At 27.8% G+C, this 16889-nt stretch carries 17 protein-coding genes and 2 riboswitches; of the genes, 5 read left to right on the top strand and 12 right to left on the bottom strand.

The annotated features are described in order from the left end of the window. Nucleotides 1–59: 59 nt before the first annotated feature. Nucleotides 60–1244 carry a 3D domain-containing protein gene (locus K5V21_RS11590; RefSeq protein WP_221861389.1) on the bottom strand — a complete coding sequence of 395 codons (1185 nt, stop codon included), beginning with the start codon at nt 1242–1244 and terminating at the stop codon, nt 60–62. 457 nt (nt 1245–1701) lie between these two features. Then, on the bottom strand, nt 1702–2559 hold the full coding sequence (locus K5V21_RS11585) for a 50S ribosomal protein L11 methyltransferase (RefSeq protein ID WP_221861388.1): 858 nt from the start codon (nt 2557–2559) through the stop codon (nt 1702–1704). A gap of 111 nt (nt 2560–2670) precedes the next feature. Here K5V21_RS11585 and K5V21_RS11580 point away from each other — a divergent pair, with 111 nt between their 5' ends. After that, nucleotides 2671–3534, top strand: a complete 864-nt coding sequence (locus K5V21_RS11580) for a TraX family protein (protein ID WP_221861387.1) — start codon at nt 2671–2673, stop codon at nt 3532–3534. 241 nt (nt 3535–3775) lie between these two features. Here K5V21_RS11580 and K5V21_RS11575 read toward each other — a convergent pair whose 3' ends face one another. Further along, the gene (locus tag K5V21_RS11575) at nt 3776–4144 is read right to left on the bottom strand and encodes a DUF1667 domain-containing protein (RefSeq protein ID WP_204593794.1); all 369 of its coding nucleotides are present in this window, start codon (nt 4142–4144) and stop codon (nt 3776–3778) included. 144 nt (nt 4145–4288) lie between these two features. Between K5V21_RS11575 and K5V21_RS11570 the strand changes: the two genes are divergently transcribed. Beyond that, complete coding sequence (locus K5V21_RS11570; protein ID WP_221861386.1) at nt 4289–5248, top strand: D-2-hydroxyacid dehydrogenase; 960 nt, start codon at nt 4289–4291, stop codon at nt 5246–5248. Between the two features lie 44 nt (nt 5249–5292). Here the strand turns inward: K5V21_RS11570 and K5V21_RS11565 are convergent, their stop codons facing one another. From K5V21_RS11565 to K5V21_RS11555, 3 genes are read right to left on the bottom strand one after another with little or no spacing between them, the layout of a single operon-like run. After that, entirely contained in the window at nt 5293–6453 is a 1161-nt protein-coding gene (locus tag K5V21_RS11565) for a Ger(x)C family spore germination C-terminal domain-containing protein (protein ID WP_221861385.1), read from the bottom strand. Continuing rightward, the gene (locus K5V21_RS11560; protein ID WP_221861384.1) at nt 6410–7522 is read right to left on the bottom strand and encodes a GerAB/ArcD/ProY family transporter; all 1113 of its coding nucleotides are present in this window, start codon (nt 7520–7522) and stop codon (nt 6410–6412) included. Before K5V21_RS11560 ends, K5V21_RS11565 begins: the two co-directional genes overlap by 44 nt. Then, nucleotides 7506–8996, bottom strand: a complete 1491-nt coding sequence (locus K5V21_RS11555) for a spore germination protein (RefSeq protein ID WP_221861383.1) — start codon at nt 8994–8996, stop codon at nt 7506–7508. The genes K5V21_RS11560 and K5V21_RS11555 overlap by 17 nt, the downstream gene beginning before the upstream one ends. A gap of 116 nt (nt 8997–9112) precedes the next feature. Here K5V21_RS11555 and K5V21_RS11550 point away from each other — a divergent pair, with 116 nt between their 5' ends. Together K5V21_RS11550 and K5V21_RS11545 are read left to right on the top strand one after the other, a co-directional pair. After that, nucleotides 9113–9718, top strand: a complete 606-nt coding sequence (locus K5V21_RS11550; protein WP_221861382.1) for a GNAT family N-acetyltransferase — start codon at nt 9113–9115, stop codon at nt 9716–9718. 133 nt (nt 9719–9851) lie between these two features. Then, a riboswitch (glycine riboswitch) is annotated at nt 9852–9934 on the top strand. Nucleotides 9935–9936: 2 nt separating this feature from the next. Beyond that, a riboswitch (glycine riboswitch) is annotated at nt 9937–10033 on the top strand. Between the two features lie 71 nt (nt 10034–10104). Continuing rightward, nucleotides 10105–11436: an alanine/glycine:cation symporter family protein gene (locus K5V21_RS11545; protein ID WP_221861381.1), complete on the top strand. Its 1332-nt coding sequence runs from the start codon at nt 10105–10107 to the stop codon at nt 11434–11436. A gap of 60 nt (nt 11437–11496) precedes the next feature. On the opposite strand, the gene K5V21_RS11540 is transcribed toward K5V21_RS11545, so the two are convergent. After that, nucleotides 11497–11769, bottom strand: coding sequence for an acylphosphatase (locus K5V21_RS11540; RefSeq protein WP_221861380.1), 273 nt, complete (start codon nt 11767–11769; stop codon nt 11497–11499). A gap of 157 nt (nt 11770–11926) precedes the next feature. On the opposite strand from K5V21_RS11540, the gene ndk reads away from it, so the two are divergent. Beyond that, nucleotides 11927–12325 carry a nucleoside-diphosphate kinase gene (gene ndk, locus K5V21_RS11535; RefSeq protein ID WP_221861379.1) on the top strand — a complete coding sequence of 133 codons (399 nt, stop codon included), beginning with the start codon at nt 11927–11929 and terminating at the stop codon, nt 12323–12325. Between the two features lie 43 nt (nt 12326–12368). Here the strand turns inward: ndk and K5V21_RS11530 are convergent, their stop codons facing one another. Genes K5V21_RS11530 through K5V21_RS11510 form a run of 5 tightly spaced genes read right to left on the bottom strand, consistent with a single transcriptional unit; the run spans nt 12369 to nt 16660 of the window. After that, on the bottom strand, nt 12369–13418 hold the full coding sequence (locus K5V21_RS11530) for an ABC transporter substrate-binding protein (RefSeq protein WP_221861378.1): 1050 nt from the start codon (nt 13416–13418) through the stop codon (nt 12369–12371). Continuing rightward, entirely contained in the window at nt 13419–14201 is a 783-nt protein-coding gene (locus K5V21_RS11525) for an ABC transporter permease (RefSeq protein WP_221861377.1), read from the bottom strand. Continuing rightward, on the bottom strand, nt 14195–15034 hold the full coding sequence (locus K5V21_RS11520; RefSeq protein WP_221861376.1) for an ABC transporter permease: 840 nt from the start codon (nt 15032–15034) through the stop codon (nt 14195–14197). The genes K5V21_RS11525 and K5V21_RS11520 overlap by 7 nt, the downstream gene beginning before the upstream one ends. After that, the gene (potA, locus tag K5V21_RS11515) at nt 15027–16085 is read right to left on the bottom strand and encodes a spermidine/putrescine ABC transporter ATP-binding protein (protein ID WP_407927722.1); all 1059 of its coding nucleotides are present in this window, start codon (nt 16083–16085) and stop codon (nt 15027–15029) included. The genes K5V21_RS11520 and potA overlap by 8 nt, the downstream gene beginning before the upstream one ends. A 35-nt stretch (nt 16086–16120) precedes the next feature. Next, nucleotides 16121–16660 carry a helix-turn-helix domain-containing protein gene (locus K5V21_RS11510; RefSeq protein WP_204593807.1) on the bottom strand — a complete coding sequence of 180 codons (540 nt, stop codon included), beginning with the start codon at nt 16658–16660 and terminating at the stop codon, nt 16121–16123. Between the last annotated feature and the right edge of the window lie 229 nt (nt 16661–16889).

Raw genomic sequence — 16889 nt, 5'->3', positions numbered from 1 at the left:
AAATTTATATTAGAAATTTTAAAGAGTAACTCAAAATATTTTGAGTTACTCTTTTTAGATTACCATTCTCCTGGGTAAGCTATAATTTTTACTGTTACTGTTCTTCTACCAAATTGGAGACATTCTGCTTCGGAATTCATAAATAAATCTATTTTATTTCCCACAATAGCACCACCTGTATCTGAAGCAATTGCATATCCATATCCATCTACATAGACCTTACTACCTAGAGGGATAACACTAGGATCTACAGCAACAGAACTTATTCCATTAGGATCTCTAACAGGTTTAATACCCATAGCAGTAGTATTATGTCCAGCATAAGCAGTAGCTTCCATAGTTAATGTTTTTTTACCTGCAGTATTATTAGGTTTAGTATTGTTTGAGTTATTATTGTTATTTGAACTATTATTAGCCTTTTCTTCAGCCTTCTTTTTGTCAATTAAACTATTTCCTTTTGATGTATAAGAATTAACCTTGTCTTTAACAGATGAAGTAGAAAGTTGAGGTAATAGTTCTTTTAGTGTTGATACTGCATTTTGTAAATCGCTAATTGATGATGAAGAAGAATCAATAACATTAATAGGGTAAGCAATAAGCTTTTCTTCATTTTCTATAATAACTGATTCAACTTTTGATCTTTCAGCATCAAATTTAGCTTTAGATGCTTTTAAGTCATCTTGCTTTGCGATGACAGTTTTTAAGTTATTGTTATTCTCATCATTAAGTTTAACTATTTCTTCTTTTTTTGAAGTTAAACTTTTCATATCATTTTGTAAAGCTGATGCATTACTTTTTAGTTCAGTTATCATATCATTATCTGCAGTTACTATTTTATTTATAGCATTAAGTCTTTCAAGTAAATCTCCAAGACCGTTTGACTCAAATATGAAAGCTATATAAGAAGATATAGAATAGCTACCACTCTTATAAACTGCTCTTAATCTATCGGATAAGACAGCTTGTCCTTCTTCTATTTGCTTTTCAGTTGAAACTATTTTAAGCTTTGTAGTATCAATTTCTTTTTCAACTGAAGTAATTTTATCTTTATTATTTTGTATCTTTGCATTAAGAGCATTAACTTGTGAATCTAAGTCTGCTATTTTATTATCTAAATCTTTAATTTCTCCACTTATTTGGTTATATTTGACCTTACTTTCATCTAGATTATCTGCAAAAGCTGGTAATACCATACTAGATGTTAAGGCTAAAACAGTAAAAAAACATATCAAAATTTTTCTCATATAAAGACCTCCTTTTTAGAAGAAAATGTTGATATTCCCTATTTAATATTTATTATAGTATAGCATAACAGATAGAATTCAGGAAAGAAAAGTGTGGATTTATAGAAAATTATTAAGAAAAAACTTATATAGATTAGAAATTATGAAAAATTTTCTAATATAATTAGTATAATAATAAAGGTATTTAAAAGTAAGAGAGGGCGCTTTTTAATACAATTATATGAAATATAAAAGGAATTACATAAACTTTATAGATAAATATGTATGATAAAATTTGCTTTAATTTAAGGAGGTTTATGGAATTTTGATTTTGTATATAATGAGATATTAAATGAATTATAGGTCAGGATAAAAAGCCTAATATAGATAAAAAATTCTTTGTAATTGAGAAGAATATGAGAATAGTTTAATAGAAAAAAGAGGACTATTAAATTAAAGTAATCCTCTTTTTAGTATATTAATTAAATATAGCAGTACACCATTCATTTGACTGATATTTTTCAACCATTTTAAATCCATAAGATTCTATCATAGTTTTTACGGAATCAAAACTCCATTCAACTAAGCCAGATACTAATAGGTATCCATTTTTCTTTAAATTATTTTCAATAAGGGGCATAAACATTTCAGTTTCTGCGCCACCTATGTTTATATATATCCAATCAAATAAACCATCTACAGTAATCTCACCAGATATTGCATCTCCTACTAAAACTTTAATATTTTCAATGCCGTTTAATGATGCATTAAGTAAAACTTCATCTTTAACATCTCTAATATCTAAGGCTACCACTTCAGAAGCATCTTTTATAGCTGTAGCTAATGATAATATACCAGAACCAGTTCCAATATCTAATACTCTTTTTCCTGTAAAATCTTTTGAAAGTATTACTGATAATAAATCTTGTGTTGTTTCATGTAGTCCAGTACCAAATGCGCCTTGAGAGATAAAGTTTATTTTTTTCTTGCCTTCTATTTCTTCATCAGGGGATGCTAGCACCCACTCATCATTAATATGTATTGCTGGAATAGAGAAGTCTTCATATTCGTAATTTATTTCTTCAATAGAATCTTCTTTTTTGCCTATTATATTTGATACTTTTTCTTTAAAGCTTTTAAAATTATTAATATCTTCATCATAAGCAACTTTAAGTATTATTTCTTCATCTTCTTTTTCAATGTATCCATAACCAAATTCATCAGTTGTTATCTCTAATGGATTTTCATAGAAAACATTAAATATATCATTTATTTGTAGGTTGGTTATTATATCATCAACCTCTTTATATGTAACCTTATATGATAAAATATGCATATTTTCACCTCTTTATAATTGTCTACTAGATATAGTATTACAAAAGGCTTTTAATGTAAAGGTTAAAGATGTATAATTTATTAATGTGAAATAAATACAAAGGAGAAAAAGATGGATAGATTTAAGCTTAAAGTATTAATGATTATCTTTATGCTACTTGACCATATTGCAACCTTTTTTGATGGTGCACCATTTTGGTTTCATTATGTTGGGAGAGTAGTAATGCCTGTATTCTTTTATCTTTTAGTTGAAGGATACTTTAAAACGTCGTCAAAAACTAATTATCTAAAAAGGTTATTAGTTGCATCAGAAATTATGTTTTTAGGGAATGCAATTATTTCTATTGCATTATTAAAAGGAGTAAATGGAAGCAATTTATCTTATGGTGATTTTGGATTGGTATCTTACTTAAGTTTTATAGGAGTAATTATACTATCAGGTATACTAATATATCTATCGGTTAAAGATAAGGTTATATCAGATAAAAAAGCATCTATATACATATTCCTAATGCTATTAACAAGCTTAGGATTAAGTCATGCCTTTCAATCAAAGGTATACATATTACCAAATAACATATTCATTTCAATGGTAGCAGGATTCGTTATGTTAAATGGAATGGTTCAATTTAGAACAAAAAATTATAAATCGGCATTTGTTAAAGTATTAGTAGCTGTTTCATTAGGAATTGCTAGCGAATCTTTAATAATAGGACCTGCATTTGTATTTATATTTTATAAATGCTTCAATAATAGAAGAGATATGTATCTTGCTATTTTTGTTTTTTCTGCATTATTTTTCCCGGGATTTAATATTCAAGCATTATTAACTTATCCATTATGGATGATGGTATTTACAATACCAGTTATATATATATATAACGGAAAAAAAGGAAGAGATTTAAGGTGGTTATTTTACATATTTTATCCGGCTCATTTATGGATACTTTTCTTACTTGCTAACTTTATAAAGTGATATTTTAAATAGATAAATTAAAAGATGATCTATACATTTAATTAAAATTATAAAAAGCCCAGTATAAAAGTGTAGCTCTTTTATACTGGGCTTTTAATGATAAATCTTAAATTATTAGAAGTATATCTTCTAATGCTTTTAGAGAGGTATTGTTATTTAAATTATACGTTTACAGATATGAAAATATTCTTAAAATAAAAAATATAATAAAATAGTATATAGTTATTATTATATTTAAAACTTAAGGGGAGATTGCTACGCTTTTAGTTGCTATTATATTAACACCTGTATTACATATATTCTCTTTAATAATATCACCAGTATTAATTGGAGCAGTTACTGTTAAATCTTTAAGCTCTTTTAAAATACTAAAAATTAATGATTTAGGAACATTAATTTCACTTTTTACAGGCACTGTCCTAGTGCTTCCATTAACAACTTTTATTATTGTTGTAACTACTCTAGAAGGAATTATACATTCTTTATTTGCATAAGAAATTCCATTTCTGCACTTATTACCTGTTATTGATGTAATCTTAGAATTGTCAATATTTATAGCAAGATTACAAGAGCGTTCACAAGCTAGACATACTAAATCTATGCTATTCATATAAAAGACTCCTTTCATTATTAGTATCTATTATTATTTTTGTCAAATATTTGAATTAATACACATAATTATTATAAATTAGTAAGAAATTATACAAAATTTTATGATAAAATAAATTATAATGATATTGAATGGAGTGATGTTATGAAAAATTTAGTTGTTTTAGACGGAAAAACACTGGGAAATATAGATTATGATATGCTAAAAGAGTTTGGCGAATGTGTAGTTTATGATATGACTGATAAAGTTGATGTGGCAGAAAGAATAAAAGATGCTAATGTCGTTTTAACTAATAAAGTTGTGCTAAATGAGGACAATCTAAAAGAAGCTAAAAATTTAGAATTAATATGTGAGATGGCAACAGGATTTAATAACATTGATATTGAGTATGCAAAAAAGAATAATATTGCAGTTACAAATGTTGCAGGATATTCAACTAATACAGTAGTTCAACATACTTTTGCATCATTATTACACTTATATAATAAAATAAGTTTTTATGATAACTTTGTTAAATCAGGAGAATATTCAAAATCTGGAATGTTTACAAATTTAGATAGACCATATAACGATCTTATGGGTAAGACATGGGGAATTATAGGGCTTGGAGCTATAGGAAGAGGCGTTGCTAAAGTATGTGAAGCATTTGGTGTAAATGTAATTTACTATTCAACATCAGGAAGAAATAGCAGTTCAGATTATAGAAGAGTTGACTTAGAAGAGCTATTAAAAGAATCAGATATAATATCAATACATGCACCACTAAATGATAATACAAAGGGATTAATTAATTATGAAAATTTATGTAAAATGAAAAAGGAAGCCATTCTAGTAAATATGGGAAGAGGTCCAATTGTAGTAGATAAAGATTTAGCAAAGGCAATAGATGAGGAAAAAATATCAGGAGCAGCACTTGATGTATTTTCTGTAGAACCCATACAAGGAGATAATCCTTTATTATCAGTTAAGAATAAAGATAGATTAGTTTTAACTCCTCATATAGCTTGGGCAAGTGCTGAGGCTAGAAATAGGTTATTTAATGATTTATTAGAGAATATAAGAGCATATAATAGAGGTGAGAAACGAAATAGAGTAGATTGTTAAATATAAGAGCTTAATACTATTTATAAAATAGTATTAAGCTTATTTTAGTTAAAGGATATTTTACCAAGACCAAATCTGTTTATCTTAAAGTTTACATTAATATTAATAGATGATTTTAATATTTCTTCATCCCAATTTGTTATCTTATGACGACCATATTTAGCAGCAGCTATGTGTCCGAGATTTAAAAGATCCATTTTATACTCAGATTTCATAATATCTATGAAATCTGTTAGATTAGATTTCATATAGTCGGATAATCTTTTTTCTAATTGTTTTTTTTCAGATGGTGAAGAAGTTGCCCTAAGTGAAGTATTATTATTAGCTACTGTACCCTTGACATCTATATTAATATCAAAATTAAAATTTCCATCTTTATTCTTTGTACAATCAACTTTCTTTTTAAAAACTAAATTGAAAGTAATAAAGTTATTATCATCTAGAGAAAATGTTGCAATTCCGGAACCTTTATCATTTCTAAGGGTATTTACATATTTCATTAAAGTTACAGGTATAGAAGCAACAAGTTTACCTTTATCAAAAACTGACATAGATGTAAAATAAAGTTTATCATTTATTATATCCATATTTGGAGCTATAAACTTACAGCCTTCTGTACTATTATCAATATATGCAGTAAAGAGTGAGTGTTTAGTTGAAAAGTATGAATATGCTTCTAATGATTTAACTAAACCTGCTATATAGTCAGGTGATGTTGGATAGCCAGGAATCTTCAGTGAAAGTACTTCTTTTGGATCATTAGATGTTGTGATTATTAGTGCAGAATTAGAAACTTGATTGTTTTTCATTAAACCATCTAGAGGAACTTCTAGCCCATCTAGAGAAACTTTTTTAGAAAAAATATATGCTTTTTCTGTACCTAATGAAAACTTCTTGCCAGAGTGCAATTGTCTATTGACTCTAGATTCAACTGGAGTTACCCCTTTAGCTTCTAGTAAATTTCCCTCGGATGAACCACTTTTACTATAGTCGTATACTAAGACAGGAATGGAATATATTTTTTTATCCATATCAGTATTAATATCATATCCTACACCTGCAACGAAATCTATATCTTCAATCTGAGCAAACTGTTTATTTTTATACAAGTTTGATATTATAATTAAAAATAAAATTAATAAAATTAAAAAAGAATATCTTTTAATGGTTTTTAGTAGTACTACTTTTTCTTTTTCTTCTTCCATATGATTTCCTCCTTAATACAACAATAAATAATAAAAAGATATTAAATAATAGTATAAGCATAAGCTTTATAAAAATTACATTTACAAAAAAAACAATATTAATAATATTACTCATTAAATTTGTTGTAAAATAGAAAAATGGTATTATAATAATTAACCAAAGTTTCTTGAATTTTGAGTTTGTTGCTGGTGGAAGTAAATTTAAAACGTTAGTAATTGCTAAAGTTGAATTTTTTAAGGAGTATATTGACCATATTGTAACAAATATTAATATAAAATTATTTATAAGAGGTACTTTAATAGAAGCAGTTAAATTAAGTAATGGAAAATTGAAAAAATTAAGTGTATCAGGTCCAAAATAAAAAATAGTTATAAATACTATCCAAGTAAGAATAAGTATTAAAAATGTACAAGTTGAAATGGCTATTTTCTTATAATCTTTTTTATTCTTTAAGTAAGGTAAATATAGAAGCATTATTTCAAAACCAGCATAGGCATATATACCATGAAAAACAGCTTTAATTAAATTTTCAGAGCTTATTGAAAGAATAGGCATAATATTTAGCAATTTACCATCTTTTAATGAAAAACCTAATGATAGAATAAGTAATACAAGTAAATAAATGGTTAATTGTCCAAGTTTTAATTGAGATCTAAAAGAATAAAAGGTCGCTAGAGATGATGCAATAATAATAATAAGTATAACTTGAGAGTTAGTATAATAGGAAATTACTGTGTTTACTAGTAGTATTGTAAAACCAGCTAAATGAGTTATAGCATAGCAGATTAAGTATATAATAAATAATATATTAAATATATTACCTATAATTTTTCCAAGCAATTCTCTATTTATTTGAAAAATATTTTTATAAGGATATTCTTTATAAACAAATCCATATAAAATAAAAAAGATAATTGGATATAGACCAGATAATGCAGTAGCTATCCAGCCATCTTGAGCAGCATAGCTATTCATTACAGCTGGATACTTAAGTTCTGTTGCAACTATTGTATATGATAGTAGCATACACACAAATTGATTAGTTGTTATTTCAAGATTTTTTTTCATTATAATTCTCACCGCGCTTTTTCTTAGGAGTATTACTTAAACGAATTTTATCAATTGTTTTAAATAAAATAGGCCTTTTTATAAGAGTTTGAAGTTTACTTCTAATAAAGGAATCTTTCATATCATCAGAATAAAAGCAAGCAAAATCTACACCATATACATTTAAATTAAAGATAGTTGTTAAAAGGATATAAATACCAGTAACAAAACCTATAAGACCAAATGTATTCGAAAGTATCATAAATGGAAATTTAATAAGCCTTAAAGATAATGCCATCCTATAATTAGGAATTAAGAATGTACAAACCACACTTATTCCTACTATAAAAAGAGCAGAAGGGGATATTATCTTTGATTGAAGAGCAGCATCTCCAATTATAATACCACTTACTATACTAAGTGTCTGACCAACTTTACTTGGGAGGCTTGTGCCCCCTTCTCGTAATAACTCTACTATAAGTTCCATAACAAAAATTTCTAAAAAAGGTGAAAGGGGTATACCTTGCCTAGAGTTAACTATTGGCTGAACAAATTTATCAACAAGTAGGTCCGGGTTAAATTTAGTTAAAATAATATATAAAGAAGGCATAGTTATTACAATAATTGTGGCAAGAAATCTAAGCAATCTTGCAAAGGATGCAGTTATAGATCTATTGCTATAGTCATCAAGACTATGGAAGAATTCAACAAATAAGGCAGGAAGACAAAGGGCATAAGGACTTCCTTCCATAAGAACAATAACCTTACCTTCTGCTAATTTGTCTACAGCACTCTCTGCTGAGTCAGTTAAATAGCCTTGTGGTATTATATTATAACTAAATTCCTCAATATATTGCTGAAGTGCTCCTAGAGACTGAATATTATCTACATCTATAGCAGCTATTTTTTCAATTACATTATCAACAACATTAGGATTAGCTACATCTTTTACATATAAAATATTGACATTGGTTTTACTTCGCCTACCTACAACATTTTTATCTATAACTAAGTTATGATCTTTAAATCTACGTTTGAAAATCGATATATTAGTGTCTAAAGATTCATTAAGGTCTTCTTTAGATGAAGAAAGCGTTGGCGTTAAAGTAGGTGATGATACACTTCTATATGTAAAAGATATTGTATCTACTATAATGCTTTTTCTATATCCATCAAAAATTATAAGGGTCTTTCCAGAACGCAAGGAATTACAAATTTCTGAAAAGGAGGTTTCAATTACTGCATTACATACTGGCAATGCAACTTTAATTAAAAACTCATATTTATCAATATCTTTTGGGAACAAGACATTAAAGTTATGCATAATAGGGTTTAATATATCTCTATTAATAATATCTTTATCTACTGTTGATTGGGAGTACATAATTGTAATTGGTGTTGATTTATCCCTATCTATAAGAAGTTCCTTTTTTATAATAGTTGATGATGTGGAGGTAGTAGTTTGTAATATTTCATTAATAAAAGGGTTATTCATAAGATTTTCCTCCAAGTTATAAATATTAATAGAAATATTTTTCTCATAAAATGTTTTATTTATTCTTGTATGTTATTTATAATTAATAGTAAAAGTTAATGAGAGGGATGAGAATTTTGTATAAAGATAGCTTAATTATTGAAAATGGAAGGAAAGAATATATAAATAAGATTTCTAATCTTTTATTTGAAACAGAAGATTTTCCAGAGATAGAGTGGGGAACGGGGAATAGGGATAGTTTAATAAATAGATTAAGAAAAATTATGATGATAGAAGGAAGTAGAGTTTATTATAAGAATTTTAGAGTTATTAAAAATAAAGATGAAGTAATAGGACTAACCTTGGCTATAAGGGGGGAAAGGCTAAAGAAGTCAACTTTTAAAGGGGATAGATACTTAATAAAAATGCAAGAAAATATAAAAGATAAGGTTAAATTTATATGTGGATGGATTGAATATATATTTTATGATGAGTGCAAGAAAAATGAGTATTATTTATCAAATATTATTATAGATAAAAATTACAGAGGAAAAAATTATAGTCAATTATTATTAAAGGATACCGAAGAGAGAGCTAGAGCGTATGGATACTCGTATGTATCTCTTATAGCTAATAACGAAAATTTAGTAAAGTATTATACTAGATGTGGATTTAAGAGGGTAAGTTTAAAAGGCAGAAGAATGATAAAAGATATTAATAAATCTATATTGAGAGAGTATTAAAAATTTTATAATAATAAACATAAAATAATTAAAGAGAAAATAACAAAAATAAAATAGAAGAATATAATATTACAAAAAACTTGATTTACATCAATTTTATATATATAATATAATCACAATTCAATATGTTCGGATGAAGGTAGTGGGAGAGAGATTGATTTTATATCAATCCACCGAAGAGGGAAATCTTTCAGGTATTAGGACCGCTACTGGACGAGCCTCTGGAGAGCCTCAAAATATATATTTTGAGCACCGAAGGAGCAAGGCAGGTGAAATTTATTTTTCTGCTGAAACTCTCAGGTAAAAGGACAGGGGATTTTTTGAAGCTAAGTAACTTAGCTTTATTTAATCTCCTCCGGAATTTTTAAATTTAGGAGGATTTTTTTATGGAAAAAATTTTAACAAGTATTGACTCTTTTGTATGGGGTCCACCACTTCTAATCTTATTATTAGGAACTGGAGTGTATTTAACATTTAAACTTAGGTTTTTACAAATAACAAAATTACCTAAGGCTTTAAAATTTATATTTAAAAAAGAAAATGGAGCAAAAGGGGATGTATCAAGCTTTGGTGCCTTATGTACAGCTCTTTCAGCTACCATAGGGACTGGTAATATAGTTGGTGTTGCAACAGCAATTAAAGCTGGTGGACCTGGAGCATTATTTTGGATGTGGGTTGCAGCATTTTTTGGAATGGCAACTAAATATGCAGAAGGTGTTCTTGCTATAAAGTACAGAGAATTTGATGAAAATGGAGCAGTAAAGGGTGGGCCAATGTACTATATACAAAATGGTATGGGAGTTAAATGGCTTGCCAAAATATTTGCATTATTTGGAGTTCTAGTTGCACTATTTGGAATTGGAACATTTGCACAAGTAAAATCTATTTCAGAAGCTTTAAAGACAGGATTTAATGTACCGATAATTATAACTGCAATTATAGTTACTATATTAGTTGCAATGGTAACTTTAGGAGGAATACAAAGAATATCTAAAGTATCAGAAGCTATTGTTCCATTTATGGCAGCTCTTTATATAATTGGAGTAGTTATCGTTATAGTATTTAATATACAATCTATTCCTACAGCTGTTAAGATAATAGTAGATAGTGCATTTAATCCACAGGCAGCTCTTGGAGGAGCAGCTGGTGTATCTATTATTATGGTTATGCAAAGAGGAATAAGTAGAGGGGTATTTTCAAATGAAGCTGGACTTGGAAGTGCACCAATAGCAGCGGCTGCTGCAAAAACGAATTCACCTGCAAGACAAGGATTAATATCTATGACTGGTACTTTCTTTGATACAATAATAATTTGCACAATGACAGGTATAGTAATAGTTCTTACAGGAATGTATACTTCATCACTTGATGGTGCAAACTTAACAACAGCAGCTTTTGAGGTTGGTTTTCCTATTGCTTTAATTGGAAAATATATAGTTAATGTTGGACTTATATTCTTTGCATTTACAACAATTTTAGGCTGGAATTACTATGGAGAGAAATGTATAGAATACTTAATTGGTGAGAAAGCAATAATTCCATTTAAGATACTTTATATAGCTTTAGTAGCTGTTGGTGCTTTTATATCATTAGATACAATATTTATTTCTGCTGATATAGTAAATGGTCTTATGGCTATACCAAACTTAATTGCAATAATTGCTTTAAGAAAAGTTGTATTTGATGAAACAAATAAATTTCTTAGAGATATAAAATAAATAAAGAGCTAGTTTAAATAATGATTTAGACTAGCTCTTTTATATTATATTACCTTTATGTTAATAAGTTACTTTAAACTTTTTTTCTAAAGGATCTAAGTCAATTTCATGTATAGATATATTTTTTACTTTAGCGAATCGATTTCCATCCTTTAGTATGCCTAAAAACTTTTCAATATCTATTTTATTTCCCTGAGCTTCTAGTGATACATCTCCATTAGATAGGTTTTTAACCCATCCAGTTAAGTTATATTTTAAGGCATTAATTTGAACAAAGTACCTAAATCCCACACCTTGAACATGACCACTAATTAAGGCTTTTACTCTAAACATAAACAGCATCCTTTCAATAATGTATTATAAATAATTATATCATAGGGTGAATTATTTAGATATAAATAGGAAAAATATTACTAATATTAATAGAAATATTGAAAATAAATAAGATATAATTTAGAATAAAGTAAAAAAGGAAATTTATGGAGGTAATATGGAGAAGAGTTTAGTTCTTATAAAACCAGATGGAGTGGAACAAAATATAATAGGAAAAATAATTTCTATGTATGAGGAAGCAAATCTAAAGGTCATTGAACTTAAGATGACTACTATAAATAAGGAATTTGCAATTAAGCATTATAAAGAACATATAGGAAAGCCTTTTTTTGAGGAGTTAATAGATTATATTACTAGAGGACCATTATGTGCATTAATATTAGAAGGAGATAATGCGATAGATAGAATTAGAAAAATAAATGGAGCAACTAATCCTAAGAAAGCAGATGAGGGAACAATAAGGGCCTTGTATGGAAAAAATTCAACTGAAAATTGCGTACATGCATCAGATTCAGTTGAAAGTGCTAATAGAGAGATAGAACTTTGGTTTAAATAAAATAAAAGACAATCAAGATTTAATCTTGATTGTCTTTTTAAGATTAAGAACGAACTTTAATCCATGCATCATTATATTCTAATAATGTCTTATGATCTAAGTCTTTAAATACTTCAGAATTTTTAAGTTCTTTTTCACTTGGATATTGCTCTTGTATTTCTTTAGGTAACATCTCGAAAGCTTTAGTGTTTGGAGTTTGATATCCTATATATTCAACATTTTGAAGTGCATTTTCTGGGTCACATAAGAAGTTTATAAATTCTTCAGCTTCCTTTTTATGTTTTGCTCCTTTAGGAATAGCTAAAGAGTCAAACCACTTATTAGTACCTTCTTTAGGAACTACATATTTAATTTTAGGATTTTCATTCATTATATATTGAGCATCTCCTGACCAAACAGGAGCAATAGCAGCTTCACCACTTATCATTGCATCTTTAACTTCATCAACCATGTAAGCCTGAACTAGAGGTTTTTCTTGTATTAAAGCTTCAGCTGCTTCATTTATTTGGTTTTTATCTGTTGAATTAATAGAGTATCCAAGTTTTTTTAATGCAATTGCCATAGCATCTCTAACAGAATCAAACATAACAATTTGGCCTTTATAATCTTTATCCCAAAGAATATTCCAGCTATCTACAGGTTTCTTTACTATATCAGGATTATAAACTATACCTATAGTACCCCACATATATGGAACTGAATATTCATCATTAGGATCGTAAGGAAGATGCTTAAATTCTTTTCCGATATATTTATAGTTTGGGATTTCCTTATAATCTATCTTATCTAAAAGATTTTCTTTAATCATTTTTTCTATCATATAATCAGATGGGATTATTAAATCATAGTTACTAGAGCCATCCTTAATTTTTGAATACATAGTTTCATTAGTATCATAAGTATTATAATTAACTTTAATACCTGTGTCTTCCTCAAATTTAGTAACTAATTCAGGATCTATATAATCGCCCCAATTGTATATATTAAGTTGCTTTGAAGTAGATTTATCTGATTTATTTCCGCATCCAGTGAATAGTCCTACAACAAGCACTGCACTTAAGGCTAATGCGCTGAAAAGTTTAAATTTTTTCATTTAGTTCACCTCTACTTTTTTCTTTTTATTAACTATTAATAACAATATTAATACTGTTACAAACATTAATGTAGAAAGTGCATTAATTTCAGGTTTAATACCACGTCTTGCCATTGAATATATTTCAATTGAAAGGTTTGTAACACCAGGTCCTGTAGTAAAGAAACTAATTACAAAATCATCAATTGACATAGTAAATGCCATTAAAAACCCTGCAAATATTCCAGGTTTTATTTGAGGTATTATAACCTTTCTCATTGCATACCAAGGAGTAGCACCAAGGTCCATAGCAGCTTCTATTGTATTATCTGGAAGTTGTCTAAGTTTTGGAAGTACAGATAATATTACATAGGGAATATCAAAAGATATATGAGCTAGTAACATTGTCTTAAATCCAAAATCGAATTTTAAGAATATAAATAAACTCATTAAAGCAACACCAGTAACTATATCTGGATTTATTATAGGTAAATTATTTACATTCAATAATAATGATTTTTTTCTTCCTCTCATATTATGAATACCAATAGCTGTAATTGTACCTACAATAGTTGCTATAACAGAAGCTATAACTGCAATTAAGATAGTATAATATAATGCTTCCATTAAAGACTCATTATGAAATAGCTCTCCATACCATTTAAAAGTAAATCCATTCCATTTTCCCATTGACTTTGAATTATTAAAGGAGAATACCATCAAAGTAACAATTGGTGCATATAAAAATATGAAAATTATAGCTAAATAGAATTTTTTTATAAATTTTTCGAATCTGCTTACCATAAACGACCACCACCTTCGTTTTGATCACCATCAAATCTTGACATTAAAGCCATAGATATTAATATTAAGATCATTAATATAATTGCTAGTGCTGATCCAAAGTGCCAGTCACTCATAGTTGTAAATTGTTGCTCTATAACATTACCAATTAGCATTTCTTTTCCGCCACCTAATAATCTTGAGATAACGAATGTTGAAACAGCTGGCATAAATACCATTGTTATACCTGATATTACTCCAGGAATGCTAAGTGGAAGTATAACTCTTATAAAAGTTTGTTTTCTATTTGCTCCAAGATCTGATGCTGCATTTACTAAATTTTGATCTATTTTAGATAATACTGTATATATAGGTAGTATCATAAATGGTAAGAAATTATATATCATACCAAGTAAAATAGCTCCATTTGTATAAAGGAATTGAATTGGCTCTACGCCGAAAATTCCTAAGAAGTTATTTATTATACCATTCTTACCTAAGATAGGTAACCAAGCATATGTTCTTAATAAGAAGTTCATCCACATTGGTAATATAAATAGCATAATAATTAAATTACGTTTACTCTCTGGCATTTTTGCAACAATATAAGCTACTGGATAACCTATAATTAAGCAAACAGCTGTTGATATAAGAGCTAGAGAAAGTGAACGACCAAATATTCTAATATATTGTGGATTCATAAGTCTTTGGAAATTTTCAGTTGAAAACTGATAACCTGACCCAGAATCGATTGTTAAGCTGAAAAATAAAATCATTAATAAAGGAATTACTATAAATAGAGCACTCCATACTACATATGGATAAGCTGCAAAACTTCTTTTCTTATTATTCATTTTCTGTCACCTTTTTCATTACATGAATATCTTCTGGATATATATCTATTCCAATAATTGAGCCTATATCAGCAGCTTTAGTATTATGGATAATCCATCTTTTATTACAATTTTCAACCTCTATTTCTATTTCATAGTGAACTCCTTTAAATATAACAGATATAACTTTTGCTTTAAGCATTCCATCATCCGCTTTAACCATTTTTATATCTTCTGGTCTAACAACTATATCAACTGCTTCATTTTTATTGAAGCCTTTATCAACGCTTTCAAATATTTTTCCACAAAACTCTGTTTTAAAGTCTTCGTGCATTATACCATCTACTATATTGCTTTCACCAATGAAGTCGGCAACAAATGCATTTGCTGGTTCATTATATATATCTTGAGGAGTTCCCATTTGTTGAATAACTCCTTTATTCATAACAACTATAGTATCTGACATAGTAAGAGCTTCCTCTTGATCATGAGTTACAAATATAAAAGTAATACCTAATCTTTGTTGAATTTTTTTTAGCTCAATTTGCATTTCTTTTCTAAGCTTTAAGTCTAATGCACCTAAAGGTTCATCAAGAAGTAAAACTTCAGGTTCATTAACTAGAGCCCTTGCTATAGCAACTCTTTGTTGTTGACCGCCACTTAGTGATTCTATACTTCTTTTTTCAAAGCCACTAAGTGCAACTAGTTTAAGCATTTCAGTTACTTTTTCCTTAATTTCTTCCTTAGGTGTTTTCTTTATTTTTAATCCAAAAGCTATATTGTCATATACGTTCATATGAGGAAATAAAGCGTATTTTTGGAATACAGTATTTACAGGTCTTTTATGAGAGGGAAGGCTTGCCATATCTTTATCATCAAATATAACTTTTCCATTATCTGCTGTTTCAAATCCAGCAATTATTTTTAATGTAGTTGTTTTACCACACCCACTTGGACCTAATAGAGTTAAAAATTCATTTTTCTTTATATTAAGATTAAGTGTTTTAAGCACCTCATTATCTTCATACTTTTTACTTATACCTTTTAGCATTAGAATGTTATCATTCATAATAAACACCTCTTTCTAGAATTTAAAATTAAAGCATATTAAAATGATGGGGGAGTACTTATCCAGATTAATTTTGCAACTGTCTTTCCTGGATTTGAAAGATAGTGATTTAGTTTAGGCTTAAAATAAAAGCTTTCACCTTTTTTTACCTTATAACTTTTATCGCCTAAATGAAGTATTACGCTTCCATTTAATACAAATCCAAATTCTTCTCCTTCATGAGGCTCTTCCTCTATGTATCGACCATCAGGTTCTAAAGTTAGCATAATAGGCTCCATATCATTTTTTTGAGCACTTGGTACTAACCATTTTAAACTATATTTTAAGTCTTCATCTTCAGTCTCAAACATATCATCACTTTTATAAGTAATTCGTTCTTCACCATTTTCACTAAAGAATTCAGTTAAATTAGTTCCTAAAATTTCTAAAATATCTACTAAAGTAGCAATAGATGGGGAAGTTAAATCATTTTCAACTTGAGAAATAAAACCTTTAGATAATTCACATCTATTGGCTAATTCTTCTTGAGTAAGCCCTTTAGCAATTCTAAGACTTCTAATTTTATCGCCAATTTCCATTCTTCACACCACCATTTCTATTTAAAAAATATCACTGTTACTAAACATAAAGTTTAAGATTACTAAACAAACAAGACTAATTATAATTACTATATGCAAAAAAATCAATATATTTAACAAAAAAATATAAAAAAAATTTATAGCTTATTCATTGAGACTAAAGGGATATAGAAGATTAGTTAAAAAATAAGTTTAAAAAAAGAGTAAGAAAAGTTTAGTAATACTAAGA

Origin of the sequence: Clostridium sardiniense, from assembly GCF_019753795.1 — a bacterium.
GTDB lineage: Bacteria > Bacillota > Clostridia > Clostridiales > Clostridiaceae > Clostridium > Clostridium sardiniense.
The sequence above is the reverse complement of the archived record's forward strand: the minus strand, read 5'-3'. Positions and strand labels throughout refer to the sequence as shown.